Origin of the sequence: Janibacter anophelis NBRC 107843 (assembly GCF_001570945.1) — a bacterium.
Lineage (GTDB): Bacteria > Actinomycetota > Actinomycetes > Actinomycetales > Dermatophilaceae > Janibacter > Janibacter anophelis.
Window position 1 is genome coordinate 16,184 of the sequence record NZ_BCSQ01000012.1, and the last position, 16,329, is coordinate 32,512.

At 74.1% G+C, this 16,329-nt stretch carries 10 protein-coding genes; 5 read left to right on the top strand and 5 right to left on the bottom strand.

Annotated features, from left to right (window positions below; all coding sequences use genetic code 11):
- Positions 1 to 31 precede the first annotated feature (31 nt).
- A complete protein-coding gene (locus tag JAN01S_RS04675; protein WP_068314407.1) occupies positions 32 to 3,313 on the bottom strand; it encodes an ATP-dependent helicase in 3,282 nt (1,093 codons plus the stop codon).
- A complete protein-coding gene (locus JAN01S_RS04680; RefSeq protein WP_244884752.1) occupies positions 3,310 to 6,468 on the bottom strand; it encodes an ATP-dependent helicase in 3,159 nt (1,052 codons plus the stop codon). The genes JAN01S_RS04675 and JAN01S_RS04680 overlap by 4 nt, the downstream gene beginning before the upstream one ends.
- 170 nt (positions 6,469 to 6,638) lie before the next feature.
- On the opposite strand from JAN01S_RS04680, the gene JAN01S_RS04685 reads away from it, so the two are divergent.
- From JAN01S_RS04685 to JAN01S_RS04695, 3 genes are all read left to right on the top strand, one after another.
- A complete protein-coding gene (locus tag JAN01S_RS04685; RefSeq protein WP_068314410.1) occupies positions 6,639 to 7,301 on the top strand; it encodes a TetR/AcrR family transcriptional regulator in 663 nt (220 codons plus the stop codon).
- 43 nt (positions 7,302 to 7,344) lie between these two features.
- Complete coding sequence (locus JAN01S_RS04690; protein WP_068314518.1) at positions 7,345 to 7,563, top strand: DUF3107 domain-containing protein; 219 nt, start codon at positions 7,345 to 7,347, stop codon at positions 7,561 to 7,563.
- Positions 7,564 to 7,725: 162 nt separating this feature from the next.
- Positions 7,726 to 7,995 (top strand): GlsB/YeaQ/YmgE family stress response membrane protein, encoded by a 270-nt coding sequence (locus JAN01S_RS04695; RefSeq protein ID WP_068314412.1) that lies wholly within the window; start codon positions 7,726 to 7,728, stop codon positions 7,993 to 7,995.
- A 142-nt stretch (positions 7,996 to 8,137) separates the two neighbouring features.
- Here the strand turns inward: JAN01S_RS04695 and JAN01S_RS04700 are convergent, their stop codons facing one another.
- Positions 8,138 to 8,839, bottom strand: coding sequence for a ferritin-like fold-containing protein (locus JAN01S_RS04700; protein WP_084360036.1), 702 nt, complete (start codon positions 8,837 to 8,839; stop codon positions 8,138 to 8,140).
- A gap of 216 nt (positions 8,840 to 9,055) precedes the next feature.
- Here JAN01S_RS04700 and JAN01S_RS04705 point away from each other — a divergent pair, with 216 nt between their 5' ends.
- Positions 9,056 to 10,594, top strand: a complete 1,539-nt coding sequence (locus tag JAN01S_RS04705; protein WP_068314524.1) for a DEAD/DEAH box helicase — start codon at positions 9,056 to 9,058, stop codon at positions 10,592 to 10,594.
- 44 nt (positions 10,595 to 10,638) lie between these two features.
- Entirely contained in the window at positions 10,639 to 12,321 is a 1,683-nt protein-coding gene (locus tag JAN01S_RS04710) for a glycosyltransferase family 4 protein (protein ID WP_068314420.1), read from the top strand.
- A 166-nt stretch (positions 12,322 to 12,487) separates the two neighbouring features.
- Here JAN01S_RS04710 and JAN01S_RS04715 read toward each other — a convergent pair whose 3' ends face one another.
- Both JAN01S_RS04715 and JAN01S_RS04720 read right to left on the bottom strand, forming a co-directional pair.
- Complete coding sequence (locus JAN01S_RS04715) at positions 12,488 to 14,200, bottom strand: glycosyltransferase (protein ID WP_068314423.1); 1,713 nt, start codon at positions 14,198 to 14,200, stop codon at positions 12,488 to 12,490.
- Positions 14,197 to 16,323, bottom strand: a complete 2,127-nt coding sequence (locus JAN01S_RS04720) for a glycosyltransferase family A protein (protein ID WP_068314426.1) — start codon at positions 16,321 to 16,323, stop codon at positions 14,197 to 14,199. Before JAN01S_RS04720 ends, JAN01S_RS04715 begins: the two co-directional genes overlap by 4 nt.
- Positions 16,324 to 16,329 lie beyond the last annotated feature (6 nt).

A 16,329-nucleotide genomic window follows, 5' to 3' on the forward strand; every position in this document is an offset into this window, starting at 1 on the left:
TGCACCAGGAGTCCCTGTGGCTACGGGACGCTCAGCCGGCCACGACCTCACCCAGCAGCGCGACGACCTCGGCCTCGCCGATCAGCTCCGGCCGCACGGTCTCGCCGGTGGCGGCGTGGAAGAACGCGCCCCGGACCAGCCCGGGGTCGATCCCGCGCCAGCGGGCGTACGCGATCCGATAGGCCGACAGCTGCACCGCGCGCACCCGGGCCTCGTCGCCGCGGGGCGGGCGCCCGGTCTTCCAGTCCACGACCGTGACACCGCCGTCGTCGTCGGCGAAGACCGCATCGACCCGACCACGCACAGCGTGCCCGCCGAGGACGATCTCGAGCGAGAGCTCCACCTCGAGCGGCACCCGGTCGGCCCACTCACTGGCGAGGAAGTACTGCTGCATCACCGACAGGTCGGCGTCACCGAGTGACTCGTCGGCGCTGCCCGGCAGGTCGAAGACATCGACCAGACCGGCCCGCGCATAGTGCTCCTCCACCCACGCGTGGAAGGCGGTCCCCCGCCGCCCCGCCACCTGGGGCGGCTGCGGCATCGGGCGTCGCAGATCCAGGGCGAAGGCCGCCGGATCGCGGGCGAGCTGCACCAGCTCCGACGTCGACAGGTGCGCCGGCAGCTCGACGCTCACGTCGGCACCGCGGGCGCTGCGGCGCCGGTCCCGCTCCGCGAGCAGGATCCGCAGCTGGTCGTCGAGCGGGTCGGCCCCCAGGTCGTCGAGCACCACGGGCGACTCGCCACCGGCCGCCATGGTCGCCGCCGCCCGTTCGAGCGCCGGGCGCTCCTCGGGCTGCTCGCCACCGGGCCACATGACCAGGCGCGCGACCTCCAGCGCGGGGTTGCGCGCCGTCTTGTCCTCGGGCATGTCCGCCCACTCGACGATCTCGACGACCCCCGTCGCCATCGCCTCGTCGAGGAATCGTGACGGCAGCCGCGGGCTCTGCCCGGTCGCACCCCACACCCACGAGCCGAGCAGTAGTTGGCTACGCGCCCGGGTGCACGCGACATAGGCCAGGCGCCGCTCCTCGAGCAGCCCGTGCTCCCCGCCCGCGGCGCGGAATCGCTTGAGCTCCTCCTGCAGGGCCTTGGTCTCCCCGAGCGACAGGTCGAGCTCCGGCAGTCCCGCGTGGTCGCCACGCAGCGGGTACGGCACGCCGTCGAGCCCGGAGATCCACCCGGACTCGTTGACCTGACCGAGGGTCCAGCCCCCGTCCTGCGACCACGACGAGCGCGACGCGTGCGCGGGGAAGACACCCTCGCTCAGGCCCGGGACCGCGACGACGTCCCACTCCAGGCCCTTGGCCGCGTGGCAGGTGAGGATCTGCACGGCGTCGCGCACCGGCTCGACGACCGGCGCCTCGAGCCCGCGCTCCTGCTCGACGGCGGCCTCGATCCAGTCGATGAATCCGCCGAGCGTCGGCCGGTCGGCGCTCGCCGCGAACTGCGCCGCGACGTCGGCGAAGGCGTCGAGGTGCGCCCGCGCCGCGGCCGGCGACCACCCGGGACGCGAGAGCACCTCGATGTCGACACCCAGCTCTCGCTCGGCCTCGCCGACGAGGTCGGGCAGCGGCATGCCGGCGCCTCGCCGGAGCCGCGCGACCATGCCCGAGATCTGGTGCAGCCGCTGCAGCGCGGCGTCGGAGATCGACTGGCCGGACTCCCCGGTCCATCCGGGCTCGGGCAGCTGGTCGAGCGCGTCGACGATCGTCACCGCGTCGTCGGCACCGGGTGGCACGCCGCCGTCGGCCACCTCGGCCACCGCCTGTCGACCGAGGTGCCGCGCCCACGCCCCGAGGCCGTCGAGGTCCGCTGGTCCGAGCAGCCCGGGCGCCCCGGTGAGCAGTCGCATGAGCCGGTCGCCGCGCGCCGGGTCCTGCACGATCGTCAGCAGCGAGATGACGTCCGCGACCTCCGGGGTGAGCAGCAGTCCCCCGAGCCCGACGACCTCGTGGGGGATGTTGCGCGCGGCGAGCGCCTCGGCGACGAGGGTGAACTGGCTGCGCTTGCGGCACAGCACCGCCGCGCTGCGGCGAGGAGTCCCGTCGGCTTCGGCTCCGCGCCGCACCCGGATCCACTCGGCGACCTGCGCGGCCTCCTCGTGGGCGGTCAGGGCCCGCAGGGCCTGCACCTGTCCGCGCTGCGCACCGGGGCGAGGACGAAGGGAGGTGACCGCCACCCCGCTCACGGCCCCCAGCGGCGCGGCCACCGCGTTGGCCACCTCGAGGATCGTCTCGTCGTTGCGCCAGCTCGTCGACAGGTGCACCGTCGGGGCCGGCTGCCCCGACGTCCCGAAGTCGTCGGCGAAGGACTTGAGCGTCGTCGCGCTCGCACCACGCCAGGCATAGATCGACTGGTGCGGGTCGCCGACCGCGGTGACCGCCGCCGGCGCCTGCCCTTCGGGTGCGAAGAGCTGTCGCATGAGCACCAGCTGCGCCTCGGAGGTGTCCTGGAACTCGTCGAGCATGACCACGCGGAACCGCTCCCGCTCGGCCCGTCCGATCTCGGGGAACCGGGTGGCGAGCGCGGCCGCGAGCGCCATCTGGTCGGCGAAGTCCATGACCGAGCGCTCCCGCTTGACCTCGCGGTAGCGCTCGACGATCGGCAGGATGAGCCGCTGCTCGGCCATGGGCGTCATGACCTTGCCGCGGAAGTCCTTGGTGAAGTCCTTGCCCGCAGCAGCGATCCCCTCGAGGTGCGCGAGGGTGCGCCGGGAGAACTCCTCGATGTCCGCCGGCGTGCACAGGTGCTCGGCCAGCTCACCGGCGAGGGAGACGATCGCGTTGGTCACCGTCGACTCGACCTTGTCGATGTCCTCCATCGGCCCGTCCCACGCGAGGACGACCTCGTGGGCGAGCTGCCACGTGGCCGCCTCGGAGAGCAGGCGCGAGTCCTTTTCGTACCCCAGCCGCAGCGCGCCCTCGCGCACGAGCCGCCCGGCGTAGGAGTGGTACGTCGAGACGGTCGGTGCGCCGCCGAGGCCGTCGGCGTCCTCCCCTTCGGACGGTGACCACACACCGGCCTGCTCCAGCGTCGCGAGCCGCCGGACGACCCGCTCGGCGAGCTCACCGGCGGCCTTGCGGGTGAAGGTCAACCCGAGGACCTGCTCAGGAGTGACCAGGTCGTTGGCGACGAGCCAGACGACCCTCGCGGTCATCGTCTCGGTCTTGCCCGAGCCGGCGCCGGCGACGACGAGCAGCGGCTCGAGGGGGGCCTCGATGATCTCGCGCTGCTCGTCGGTCGGCGGGTGCTCCTGCCCGAGTGCGCGGGCGAGGTCGACGGCGGAGATCCTGGGCGGCCAGGTGGTGCTCATCGCAGCCGGCCTCCTTCCTCGTGGGCGGGGCAGGAGGAGCGGACCGGGCAGATGCGGCACCGGTTGTCCTCGGGCTGGGCGGCGAAGGTGGCCGCGGCCATCCCGTCGGCCGTGCGGACGATGAGGTCGTGGAAGCGGCGCGGGTCCTCGGCGTCGGTGATCGACGCCTGGCTCTGGACGGCGTTGCGCTGGTTGCGGGCCCGCCCGAGGTGGGCGAGCGCCGCCCCGGCGACCTCGGTGCCGTGTCCGGCGAAGCCCCCTTCGGCGATCGCGACCTGGTAGGAGCCGAGCTGCGGGTGTTCCTCGAGCTCCTTGGCGCTCGGGGCACTCGACCCGGTCTTGTAGTCGACGACGCGCAGGCGGCCATCGCCGTCGACCTCGAGCCGGTCGACGTTGCCGCGCAGCACCGCCCGGCCGATCTCGACGCGGAAGCTCTCCTCGGTCGCCACCGGCCGCCACCCCTCCGCGGTGGCCCGCGCGTGGTACTCCGCGAGCCAGTGCGCCATGGTGCCGGCGCGCTCACGCTTCTGGTCGGTCACCCAGCCGGGGGCCATGCCGAGCTCGGGCCAGCGCCGCTCCAGCTCGGCCTGGAAGGCCTCCTCCCCCGCGTCGCCCAGCTCGTGCGCGATCTCGTGGATGAGCGTGCCGACCTCCATCGACGTGCTGCTCGGCCCGTCGCCGCCGGAGGACTGGAGCAGCCAGCGCAGGCCGCACTCGGTGAACTGAGCGACCTTGGACGGACTCACCGGCACCGGGGCGTCCGCGGCGCGGACCGGACGCAGGTCCGTCAGGTCGCGCAGGGCCCACCAGGACGAAGGGGAGGCCCCCGCCACCCCTGCGGAGGCGAGGTGGGCCAGCCGCGCCGCGGCGCGGGCGACGGCGGCGGGATCCTTGGCGGCCAGCTGCTGCCGCAGCTGCGCGACGAGCCCGGTGAGGTCCAGGGGCGCCGGCACGTCGCTGGGCTCGCGGCGCAGCACGTCGGCGGGCAGCGGGTCGACGATGTCGAGGTACGGCGACGGCTGCTCGTCCTCCGCGGCGACCGCGGTGACGACGACGCGGTGCGTCGCACGGGTCAGCGCGACGTGGAACATCCGCGTCTCGTCGTGCCGCACGGCGGCGGCCGCACCCGCGCCGCTGCGGTCACGACCGGTGACGACGTCGACGAGTCGCTCCGAGCCGAGGAGCGAGCCGCGCAACCGCAGGTCGGGCCACACGCCCTCCTGCACGCCGGCGACGACGACGGTGTGCCACTCGTCGCCCGCGGCGCTCTGCGGGGTGACGAGGGCGACCGCGTCGGGGTCGGGGCTGCGGGCGGCGAGCGAGTCGGCGGCTACGGCCTGGCCCGCGACCGCCTCGAGGAAGGCGTCGGGGCCTGATGCCGGCAACGCGTCCTGGTGCGCCGCAGCCGCGTCGAAGAGCGCCACGACGGCGTCGAGAGCACGGTCGGCGCGGGCGCCCGCCCCGCCCCCGGCCAGGGCCGTCGCCCGCCAGGTCTCGGCGACCCCGGCGGCCTGCCACAGCTCCCACAGGACCGACTCGGCGGAGACCCCGGGCGCCCAGCCCGGTCCGCTCTCGGCGGGGTGTGCGGCGGCCAGGCCAGCGGCGATGACGACCGCCAGGCGGTGCAGGGGCTGGACGTCGTCGCCGAGGTGGGCGAGGCGATCGGGGTCGAGGACGAGCTCGCCGAGCAGCTCGTCGCTCGTGCGCGTCCCATCGGCGGCGAGCTCCTCGCGGCGCAGGGCGCGGCGCAGGCGGCGGACCGCGACGGTGTCGGCGGCGACGAGGGGGCTGCTCAGCAGGTCGACGACGTCGGTCGCGGGCAGCGCCTCCAGACGGCCGCGGGCGAGGTCGACGACGAGCTGGAGCAGGTGGAGCAGCGGACGGGCGGCCGGCTCGTCCCGCACGGGCACGCGGTGGGCATCGCCGAGCACCGGCACCCCGCGTGCGGCGAGGACCCGGCGCAGGGTGGCCTGCCGAGCAGCACCGCGGACGATGACCGCCAGCTCCCGCCACGGGACGCCGTCGAGCAGGTGCGCGGCACGCAGCTCGTGCGCGACGAAGGCCGCCTCCTGGGCGCTCGAGTGCAGCACGTGGGCCTCGAGCACACCGCCCGGACCGGCCGGACTCGCCGCCCGCTGCCGGCCCCCGCCGAGAGCAGCGATCCGGGGGGTGACCCGGGAGACGGCCGCGTGGACGCGCTCGGGCAGCCGGTGCCCGTGCCCGAGCACGGACGTCGTCGCCGTCCGCCCCGGCCACTCGCCCACGAGGTGGTGCGGGTCGGCCCCGCGGAACCCCTGGACCGTCGCGTCCGGGTCGCCGACGAGGACGAGGTCGACGCCCTCGCCGGTGAGCACCCGCAGCAGCCGGGCCGCGGGCGCGGTGAGCTCCTGCGCGTCGTCGACGACGACCACACGCAGCCCCGAGCGCACCCGCTCGCGGGCCTCGGGGTCGTCCTCGAGCAGCTCGGCGGCCGCCGTGAGCACCCACGCCGGGTCGAAGGCGCCGGGACGAGACAGCGCGGTCACCTCGTCGTACTCACGGGCGACCTGCGCCGCCGCGACCCACTCGGGACGCTCGTGCTCGTGCCCGAGGGCGGTCAGCTGCTCCGGGGTGACGCCGTGCTCGATGGCGCGCATGAGCAGGTCACGCAGCTCCTCGCGGAAGCCGCGGGTCGTGAGGGCCTCGGTCAGGTCGTCGGGCCAGCGCGGTCCGGTGCCGGACTCCTCGTGCCCCTCGAGCAGCTGCCCGAGCACGAGGTCCTGCTCGGCTCCGGACAGCAGCCGCGGCGCGGGCTGACCCATGAGGGCTGCGTGCTGGCGCAGCACCGCGAAACCCAGGGACTGCATCGTGCGGGCCATCGGCTCGGTCGCCGCGCCGGTCAGGCCGGCGGTCACCGCGTCGCGGGCCTGTGCCGCAGCCAGCCGTGTGGCGGAGACGAGCAGGACCTCGCCGGGGGCGCACTCCCCCTTCGTCACGCGGTCGAGGACGCAGGCGACGGCCACGGTGGTCTTGCCGGTGCCGGGGGCACCGAGGACCCGCACGAGGTCGCCGCGCGCGGCGACGGCCGCAGCCTGGTCCTCGTCGAGGTCCACGACGGCCGCGGGCCCACTCGTCGAGGGGGCCCGCAGGTGCACGGTCGGCTGCTGGTCGTTCACGGGCCCATCCCACCACCCGTGGCCGACAACGCGACGCGACCGCCCCCCTTCGTCGCTCCGCACGACAACGAGCCGTCCCGCTGCGCGGCACCGGCCATGCCCCTGTCACTACCCACAGGTAGGATCGTGTGATCCACCGCACGGTGGATCAGTGACACCTCGGAGGACCCATGAGCTCCACCACGCCCGGCACCCGCGTCCAGCGGATGCCCCGCGCCCAGCGCCGCGCCCAGCTGCTCCAGGCAGCCCTGACGGTCTTCGTCTCGAAGGGGTACCACGCGGCCGCCATGGAGGACATCGCCGACGAGGCCGGGGTCTCCAAGCCGGTGCTCTACCAGCACTTCCCCGGCAAGCTCGACCTCTACCTCGCGCTCCTGGACAACCAGTGCGACCACCTCGAGACGCTCGTCCTCGAGGCGCTCAACTCCAGCGACGACCACGAGGAGCGCGTCTACGCGACCGTGCGCGCCTTCTTCAACTTCGTCGCGGACGAGGGCGGCTCCTTCCGCCTGATCTACGAGTCCGACCTGACCAACGACCCGCAGGTGCGCCACCGGCTCGACGCCCTCGAGGCGCAGCTCGGAGAGGCCATCGCCCAGCGGATCGTCCAGGACACCCCGCTGCCCAAGGAGCTCGCCGAGATGCTGGGCCTGGCGATGTCCGGCGCCGCCCAGGTCATGGCCCGCACGTGGCTGGCGCACGGCGCGCACTTCCCCAAGGAGGTCGCCGCCCAGGCGGCCGGGCACCTGGCGTGGCGCGGCATCGGGTCCTTCCCCATCAACCGGATGGGCACCGCGACCGACCCCGCCACGGGCACCGACAGCGCCGAGTGACACGATGAGCGCGAGTCCCCGCACCGACACCGAAGGAGTGACCGTGGAGGTCAAGATCGGCATCCAGAACGTCGCCCGCGAGATCGTCATCGAGGCGACCGGTTCCGAGGCCGACATCGAGGCCGCGGTCCAGTCCGCCCTCGACGGCGGCGCGCTCGTCCTCACCGACGACAAGGGCCGTCGCGTCATGGTGCCCGCCGGCGCCCTCGGCTACGTCGAGGTCGGCGAGCCGAGCCGCGGACGGGTGGGCTTCGGCGCCTGAGCCCGGGCGGTGGTTGTCACCGGGTGACTGCCGCTGCGCTCAAATCGTCACTCCCTGATAGTCGCATCACGCGCCCCAGACATCTATGTTGGTCACGGAAGCCCACACGGGCACCTGAGCGCGTCCGCTCACCCCTGTCGGACGCAGAAGGAAGTGATTGCTGTGCTGTGGACCATCATCGTCACCGTCATCTTCGGTGCCATCATCGGTGCCCTCGCTCGCCTGGTCCTGCCGGGCAAGCAGAGCATCTCGACGCTCGTCACCGTGATCCTCGGCATCCTCGGTGCGCTCATCGGCTCGTGGGCCTACACCGCGCTGTCGGGCAACGAGAACACGTCGGGCATCGACTGGATCGCCCTCATCCTCGGCGTCATCGCCGCCGCGGTCCTCATCGTCATCTACGGCATGGTGGTCGGCCGCAAGCAGGTCTGACCCACCACCACCGAGACCGCGCATTTCCCCGGGGAAATGCGCGGTCTCCGGCGTTCACGGGACTCTGCATTGCCCTACGGCAATGCAGAGTCTCGACGTCAAGAGGGTGCATTTCCCCGGGGAAATGCGCGTCCCTGGGCGGTCAGGCCGACAGACCCAGTCGCCCCATCCGCAGCTGGTGGCGGTCGGTGAGCCGCTGCATCAGCTGACCGACCTCCTCGAGGGTGGCGCCGGGACGGTCGTGGCTCAGGCCGAGGACGAGGTCGCTCAGGGCCTCGCGCTGGGCCGCGACGACCTGTCCCTGGGTGAGGGCTTCGCCCATGAGGCGCCGGCCCCACAGCGCGAGCGGTCCGCCGCGGCGCGGGTCCTGACGGATGCCCTCGCGCACCGCCGAGACGATCGTGTCGACATCGCGGTGGTTGCCGCTCGCCCGCTGGATGACCTCCCGGGACTCCGCGTCGACGTACTTCGAGATCTCGAGGAAGAAGTCGTTGGCGATCCCGTCGCCGATGTACGCCTTGACCAGGCCCTCGAGCAGATCCCGCGGTCGGGTGCGCGCGTGGAAGGCCTCGAAGGCGTCCTCGAAGGGGGCCATCGCCGCCACCGGGTCCCCGCCGAGCGCGGTGATGTGGTCGCTGAGGTCCTCGTGGTTGTGGAACTCCTTGGCCGCCATCCCGGCGAGCGCCCGCTTCAGCCGCAGGTCGCGGGCCATCTCGGAGTCGGCGGCCATTCGGGTGAACCCGGAGATCGCGCCATAGGCGATCGCGCCGAGCAGGTCGATCGTCCCCTCCCTCTCGCGCGCGCCGAGACCGTCGGAGGACGAAGGGGGTGCCTGCTCGCTCATGCGTCGCAGCCTAGTGGGCGGCGGGCCACGTTTCGGCCCCTCGACGGGGTGACGGGTAGCATGCAGGGGACCAGCGGTGCCCGGTCGGCATCCACTCCTTGACCGGACGAGACGTCCGGCGCGTCCGCCCCCTTCGTGCGGAGCGCACTCGAAGACCTCCGATCGGCCCGTGCCATCCACGGCGCAGCGCGCCGTCACACGCTGATCGAGAGCCAGATGACCGACATCACCACGCCCGAGGACGTCCAGGCGACGCCCGACATCGAGGGCACCGCCCCGGAGGCCGCGGAGCAGACCTTCGCCGACTTCGACGTCAACCCGCAGATCGTCGCCGCGCTGGCCGACGCCGGGATCGTCCACCCCTTCCCCATCCAGGCGATGACGCTGCCGGTCGCCCTGGGGGGCCACGACATCATCGGCCAGGCCAAGACCGGTACCGGCAAGACGCTCGGCTTCGGCATCCCGATGCTCAACCGGATCGACCTCGAGTCCGACGACCCGCGCCCGCAGGCCCTGGCCGTCGCCCCGACCCGTGAGCTCGCCAGCCAGGTCGCGGCCGACCTCGAGCGCGCCGGCAAGCGCCTGGGCATCAAGGTGCTCACCGTCTACGGCGGTCGCGCGTACGAGCCGCAGATCGAGGCGCTGAAGAAGGGCGTCCACGTCGTCGTCGGCACCCCGGGCCGCCTCATCGACCTGGCCCAGCAGAAGCACCTTGACCTGTCCGCGACCCGCACCGTCGTCCTCGACGAGGCCGACGAGATGCTCGACCTGGGCTTCCTGCCCGACGTCGAGAAGATCATGGCGATGACCTCGCCGGCGCGGCACACGATGCTCTTCTCCGCGACGATGCCCGGCGCGATCGTCGCCCTGGCCCGTCGCTACATGACGCAGCCGACGCACATCCGCGCGATGAGCGAGGACGGCGAGGGCGACAGCCACACGGTCAAGGCGATCGAGCAGTTCGTCTACCGCGCGCACGCGATGGACAAGGTCGAGATGCTCGCCCGCATCCTGCAGGCCAAGGACCGCGGCCTGACGATCATCTTCTCCCGCACCAAGCGCACCGCGGCCAAGGTCGCCGACGAGCTCGTCGACCGCGGCTTCGCGGCCGCCTCGATCCACGGCGACCTCGGCCAAGGGGCGCGCGAGCAGGCGCTGCGCGCCTTCCGCAACGGCAAGGTCGACGTGCTCGTCGCGACCGACGTCGCGGCCCGCGGCATCGACGTCACCAATGTCACCCACGTCGTCAACTACCAGTGCCCCGACGACGAGAAGACCTATGTCCACCGCATCGGCCGCACCGGCCGCGCGGGCAACACCGGTGTCGCGATCACCTTCGTCGACTGGGACGACGAGACCAAGTGGGCGGTCATCAACCGCCAGCTCGACCTCGGCATCCCCGAGGCCGTGGAGACCTACTCCTCGAGCCCGCACCTCTTCACCGACCTCGACATCCCCGAGGGCACCAAGGGCCGCCTCCCCCGCGCCCAGCGCACCCGTGAGGGCTTGGACGCGGAGGAGATCGAGGACCTCGGCGAGACCGGCAAGTCCGGCGGCCGTCGCCCCGGTGGCTCCGGTGGTCGTGGCGGCTCCGGCAGCCGGGGTGGCTCCGGCGGTCGTGGTGGCCGCGGCGGCGACCGTGACGGTGGCCGGGCCCAGTCCGGTGAGGCGAAGGGGGACGGTCAGGACCGTCCGCGCCGTCGCCGCAACCGCCGCCGCACCCGCGGCGGCCAAGGCGCCGGCTCCGACGCGTAAGCGTGGGGGCTGCTCCCTTCGTCCGGGCGAACTAGGCTGCCCGGGTGCGTGACCCCAAGCCCATCGCCCGCCGCATCGCCCGTGGCGCGGCCCGCCGTGCCTGGTCGACGATGCAGCAGGTGCGGCCCCGCCCCACGGCGTCCGACGGCTCCAGCGCGGCGGACGCGACCTCGCGTCTCGCCGCGCTGACCCACACCCGCGACCACGAGGGCGCCGTCGCGCTCATCCGCGCCGAGCTCGACGCGCTCGGTGGTGACTCGGGGTGGCTCGACCAGGCCCGCCGCAGCGCCTCCCAGGCCGGCGAGCCCTCGCTCCAGGCGGAGCTGACCCGGGCGGAGCTGGCGGTGACGCCGCGCTTCGCCGGGCCCGCCCGCACGCGACTGGCCGCGGCCCTCACCCAGGTCGAGGGGCGGCTGCGCGAGACCGACCCGCAGTGGTCACCGACGCTCGACCCGGACGCGGTGAGCGCCGCCCGCACCGTCCAGGAGCGCGAAGGGGGTCACTCCCGCCTGCGCGTCGCCCACCTGCTCAAGGTGGCGCTGCCGGAGCGGCAGTCCGGCTACTCCGTGCGCACCCGCTACAACCTCGCCGGCCAGGTCGAGGCCGGCATCGAGCCGGTCGCCATCACGGCGCTCGACTTCCCCGGTGGCGACGACGTCGCCGAGGAGGTCGAAGTGCACGGCATCCGCCACCGGCGGCTGCTGCGCGAGCGCATCCCCGGCGACGAGACCGTCGACGCCCACCTCGACGCCTATGCCCGCGCCCTGCTGCCGGTCCTCGCGCAGGAGGCTCCCGACCTGCTGCACGTGCACTCCGGCGCGCGCGGCTACGAGTCCGCGCTCGTCGGGCGCGCCGTCGCCGACGCCCTCGACATCCCGTGGGTGTACGAGGTGCGTGGGTTCTTCGAGGCGATCTGGAGCAAGGACCTCGACCGGGCCGAGGCCGCCGAGACCTACCACCGCCGCCGTGACACCGACACGCGCTGCATGCTGGCCGCCGACGCCGTCGTCACCCTCAGCGAGTCGATGCGCGCCGACATCGTCGGTCGCGGCGTCCCGGCCGAGCGGGTCCACGTCGTGCCCAACGGCGTCGACTCCACCGCCTTCGCCCCGCGGCCGCGTCGCGAGGACCTGATCGAGCAGTACGGCCTGGCCGGCAGGTTCGTCTTCGGCTACGTGTCCAACCTCGACCACTACCGCGAGGGGCAGGAGCTGCTCGTCGACGCCGCCGTCGCGCTGCGCGAGCGCGGCGTCGATGCCGTCGCGCTCATCGTCGGCGACGGTGGCCGCCGCGCGGAGATCGAGGCGCACGCCGAGGAGGTCGGCGCCGGTGACGCGGTCGTCTTCACCGGGCGGGTCCCCCACGACGAGGTCCTCGACCACTACGCGCTCGTCGACGTCTTCGTCGTGCCGCGCGTCGACGAGCGCGCCGCGCGGCTGGTCACGCCGCTCAAGCCCTTCGAGGCGATGGCCGCCGGTCTGCCGGTGCTCGTCTCGGACCTGCCGGCGCTGACCGAGATCACCGGTGACGGCGCGAGGGGCGAGTCCTTCACCGCGGGTGACGCCGGTGCGCTCACCGACGCCCTCGAGGCGCTCGCCGGTGACCCCGACCGGCGCGCGCAGCTGGCCGCCGCCGGCCGCGCCTGGGTCGAGACCGAGCGCTCCTGGGAGGCCAACGGGCAGCGCTACCGCGACATCTACGAGCAGGTGCTCGGCGAGCAGCCCTGACGCCCCCCCCTGACCACGAACTGTGGCTGGCCACATCTACGAGGGTCGGCCACAGCACGTCGTGTGGCTGACCATCCGAAGTGTGGCCAGCCACAGTTCGTGGCGGGGGTATGGCGGGGGCGGGGGCATGGCGAGGTGCTGGGTGCTCGGCGAGCAGCCCTGACGCTCAGACGTCGACGTGCTCGCGCGGGTCGCCGTAGAAGACGACCCGGCTCGACTTGTTCATGAACGACGCGTCCTCGAGGGTCCACGTGTGCGCGTGCCGGTCGGTGCCGCGGATGCTCACGTAGTTGAAGCGGTCCGACGAGTACGTGCGCACGCCCTCGGCCTTGGCCCGGTTGAGCAGGTCGGTGTCGACCGCGCGCGGCAGGTCGGAGAAGCGCAGCCCGCGCGCCACCTCGCCCCGCATGAGGATCGAGCCGCCCTGCACGAGCCGCTCGAAGCGGTGCTCGCTCTTGGGGAACCGCAGGATCACCGCCCCGGTGCTGCGCAGCCAGGTGTAGTGCGCCCACTTGCCGACGATGCCCGCGCCCGAGACGTCGACCGCGTCGACGAGGTCGCGCAGGTACTCGCGCCCGTAGAAGTTGTCGTCGTCGATCTTGGCCACGTGCGCGCCGTCGCTGGCGTCGATGCCGAGGTTGAGGCAGGCGCCCAGGGTGAGCGAGGCGTCGGCGGCGATGACCTCGAGCCGCTCGATCCCCCGGTCGCGGAAGCGCGCCGTCACCTCGGCGACGTCGACGTCGAGCCCGTGGAGCACGAGGACGACCTGCAGCTCACCGCTCGCGAGCAGCGACTGCCGCGCCATGTTGTCGGCGACGGTGTCGAGCTCGTGGGCCCGGTTGGTCGAGATCACCGCGCTGACGCTCCGGTCGAAGGGGGCACCGCCCACCTCCCGCAGCGGCCGGGGTCGCCCCACGAGCGCCTCGAGGGCCGCGGCGCGGTGGGCGAAGGTGTGCCCGTCGCGCACCGCCCGCGTGGAGCGCAGGCCGGCGCGCTCGACGAGCTCGTCCTGCCACAGGTGGGCGATCGCCTGCTGGCGCAGCTGGGTGTCGTCCTCGACCCGGCAGATCTGCGCCGCAAGGGATCCGGGCAGCCGCTCGATGACGTCGGGGGTGCCGAGCAGGGCGCTGCCGGCGGCTGCCGACTCCAGCGCCAGCCACGGCGTGACCGGGCGGTCGGCGACGTGCGCCACCGCGCGGTATCGGCCGAGCACGGGCCGGTCGCCGGGGATCTCGGAGGCGGCGTCGTCGCCACCCAGGACGTCGAGCCGCTCGGGCTGCACGGGGTCCAGCCGCGCCCGGTCGAAGCCGCCGTCACCGACGAGGGCGAGCACCTGCTCGCGCCGCGGTGTGGCGCCGACGACGACCGGCGAGTGGACGAGGTGGTCGGCGGCGGGCTCGAGCAGGCTGACCTCGCGACCGAGCGCGATCGCCCACTCGGGGATGCTCCCTTCGTCGTCGACGAGGACGTGCACGGGCGCGGTGGCGCCGTCGACGAGGCGCGCGACCGCGTCACCTGCGACCCGGCGGCTGCCGGTGATCCACACGATGACGGGGGCGGTGGCGGCGAGCACTGCCGCCCGCTGCTCGGCGAAGGGCGCCTCGATGCTCACGCTGGAACGCGCGTCGACCTCGACGAGCACGACGTCGGGCGCCGCGTCGGTCAGCTGCCACTGGTGGGACAGCCCGGAGCGCACCCGCTCGGAGGCGAGCACCTGCGCGCGCAACCGGTCCGCGCCCGCGGGCCGCGGCGTCGCCTCCGCCACCGGAGCCATCGTCCGCTCCCGCCGCCGGCTCGCCTCGAGCCGGGCCCGCGGGCCGGCGGTCGCGTCCTTGACCGCACCCCGCAGCGCCTTGGCCGGGCCGCGCAGCCCGCTCATCGCAGCCCCTCCGCGGCCAGGTGCACGTGCCGGCGGGCCTCGTCCTCGGGCAGCCACAGGGCCGAGCCCTCGGGCACGCCCCACGTGGCCAGCTCGGCCTCGACGGCCGCGCGGGTCCACGCCGGGTCGACCCGGTGCGTCGTGCTCGTCGTCGGCTCGGTGACGACGACGTGGCCGGGCGACAGGTCGGGCGCGGGGCGTCCGACCGACAGCGACTCGGGCCGGCGGATCCACGTCAGTGCCGCCTCGACCCGCTCCTCAGGGTGGACCTGCACGACGTCGTCGGCCCGGTCGAGCAGGTGCCGCACTGCCGGCAGCAGCGGCTTGCGGTAGAGGCGCAGGCGCGCCGGATTTTCGCGGTGGAGCAGGGCGATGCGCACGTCGAGGTCGAGCAGGTCCTCCAGCTCGCCGTAGAGCTGCGTGGGGTCGACCATCGTGTCGGCGGCGTCGTCGACGACGAGCACGTCGAAGGGGGCGTGCGGCCGCGTCGAGACCCACACGTGCGGCGCGGCGAAGGGTCGGCCCTCCGCACGATCGCGGTCCGGGTCGGACTCACCGTCGCGCGTGGCCCAGTCGAGCACGAGGTCGGGCGGGGGCCCGTCGGGGAACTCGGCGCCGGGCTGGCCCGGGAGTCCTCCCTTCGCCCGCACGTCGTCGAGGTGGCGGTGCCACGCCTTGTACGCGGAGCGGTAGGCCAAGCGCGGCCCGATGCCCCACCCGACGCCGAAGTCGCTGCGGGACAACGACCCCGAGCGCAGGCGGGTCAGCTGCAGCGGGGGCTCGACGAGCGCGACCGCGCGCCCGGTCACGGCCGGGATGCGGGAGTCGTACTCGGTGTCGGCGCTCTTGCGCACGTCGTCGAAGGTGCCGACCCGCTCGATCGTCGAGCGCGGCATGACCAGGCCGGAGGCGTTGAGCCGCACCGACGGATAGCCGAGCCAGACCAGGCGCAGGTCGTCGTCGGGGCGGATCGTCAGGCCGTGCGTCGCGGGGAGGTCGGGGTCGGCGAGCAGCGCGGTGACCTGCCGCTCGAGACGCTCGGGGTGCGACCAGTCGTCGGCGTCGAGGAAGGCGAGGTACTCCCCCTTCGCCTCCCGGATGCCGAGGTTGCGCGCACGATAGGCGCCGCCGTTGCGCTCGCGCGTGATGACGCGCGCCTGCGGGTGCAGGCCGGCGATGCGGGCGATCTCGTCGGTGTGCTCGGGGCCGGAGGCGTCGTCGACGACGACGACGTCGAGGTGCGGCCAGGTCTGGTCGAGCAGCGCGCGGATGGCGGTGGCGAGCCACGGTCCGGGGCGGTAGGCGGTGACGACGACGCTGATCGTCGGCAGGTCGGCCTCGGTGACCTCGCGCCCGATCGCGGCCGAGACCCGTTGCGCCACACCGGCCCTGCGCTCGGCGAGCTCGGCCGGGTCGGGGCCGACCCGGTCGTACGCGGGCGCGCCGCCGGGGAAGGCCGCGGCCGTCTCCTCGCCGATGACCTGCGCGAGCTCGGCCTGGGTGAGCAGCCGCGGGACGAGGACACCGGCCTCTCGCCAGCGCCGGGTGAGCTGGCGCCACCAGGTGGCTTCGTCGCCGGTGAGGCTCGGGTGGGCGAGGTCGGTCTCGAGGTCGGCGCGCTCGTCGGGCGAGAGCTGGGTGAGCCGCGGCAGGTGCCTGCGCAGCACGTCGGCGCCCTCGCCGTGGGCGGCCTGACGCAGGAGCAGGGTGTGGGCGTGCAGCAGCGCCTGGCGGGTGGTGATGGTGGCTCCGTCGCCCCCTTCGACGAGCTCGCGCATGATCGCCGAGCCCTGGCGGATCAGGTCGTCGTCACCGCTGGTGAGGAGCAGCTCGGCGTACCCGGCGCGCCAGCTGACGGCGCCGGTGCGCTCGGCGAGCGCACGGACGGCCTCGCGCAGCAGGGGCGAGCGGGTGCGCAGCGCGGTGGCGACGACGTCGTCGACGCCGACCTGCTCGGCACCGCGGGCGTAGCCGGCCAGCAGCGGGTCGAGGCCGGCGAGCGGGGTGGGCCGCAGCCGGGCGCGAAGGGGGTCGACCACCCGTCGGCGGGCGGCGGGGTCACCGGTGAGGACGGCGCGGATCCCGCCGGCGGCGAGACTGCGGGCGCGTTGCAGTGTGGGCACGGGCGG

Bases quoted from the DNA above. Each gene is read 5' to 3' on its own strand.
- JAN01S_RS04715 (WP_068314423.1), bottom strand. From the start codon at position 14,200: ATGAGCGGGCTGCGCGGCCCGGCCAAGGCGCTGCGGGGTGCGGTCAAG.
- JAN01S_RS04705 (WP_068314524.1), top strand. From the start codon at position 9,056: ATGACCGACATCACCACGCCCGAGGACGTCCAGGCGACGCCCGACATC.
- JAN01S_RS04700 (WP_084360036.1), bottom strand. From the start codon at position 8,839: ATGAGCGAGCAGGCACCCCCTTCGTCCTCCGACGGTCTCGGCGCGCGC.
- JAN01S_RS04675 (WP_068314407.1), bottom strand. From the start codon at position 3,313: ATGAGCACCACCTGGCCGCCCAGGATCTCCGCCGTCGACCTCGCCCGC.
- JAN01S_RS04685 (WP_068314410.1), top strand. From the start codon at position 6,639: ATGAGCTCCACCACGCCCGGCACCCGCGTCCAGCGGATGCCCCGCGCC.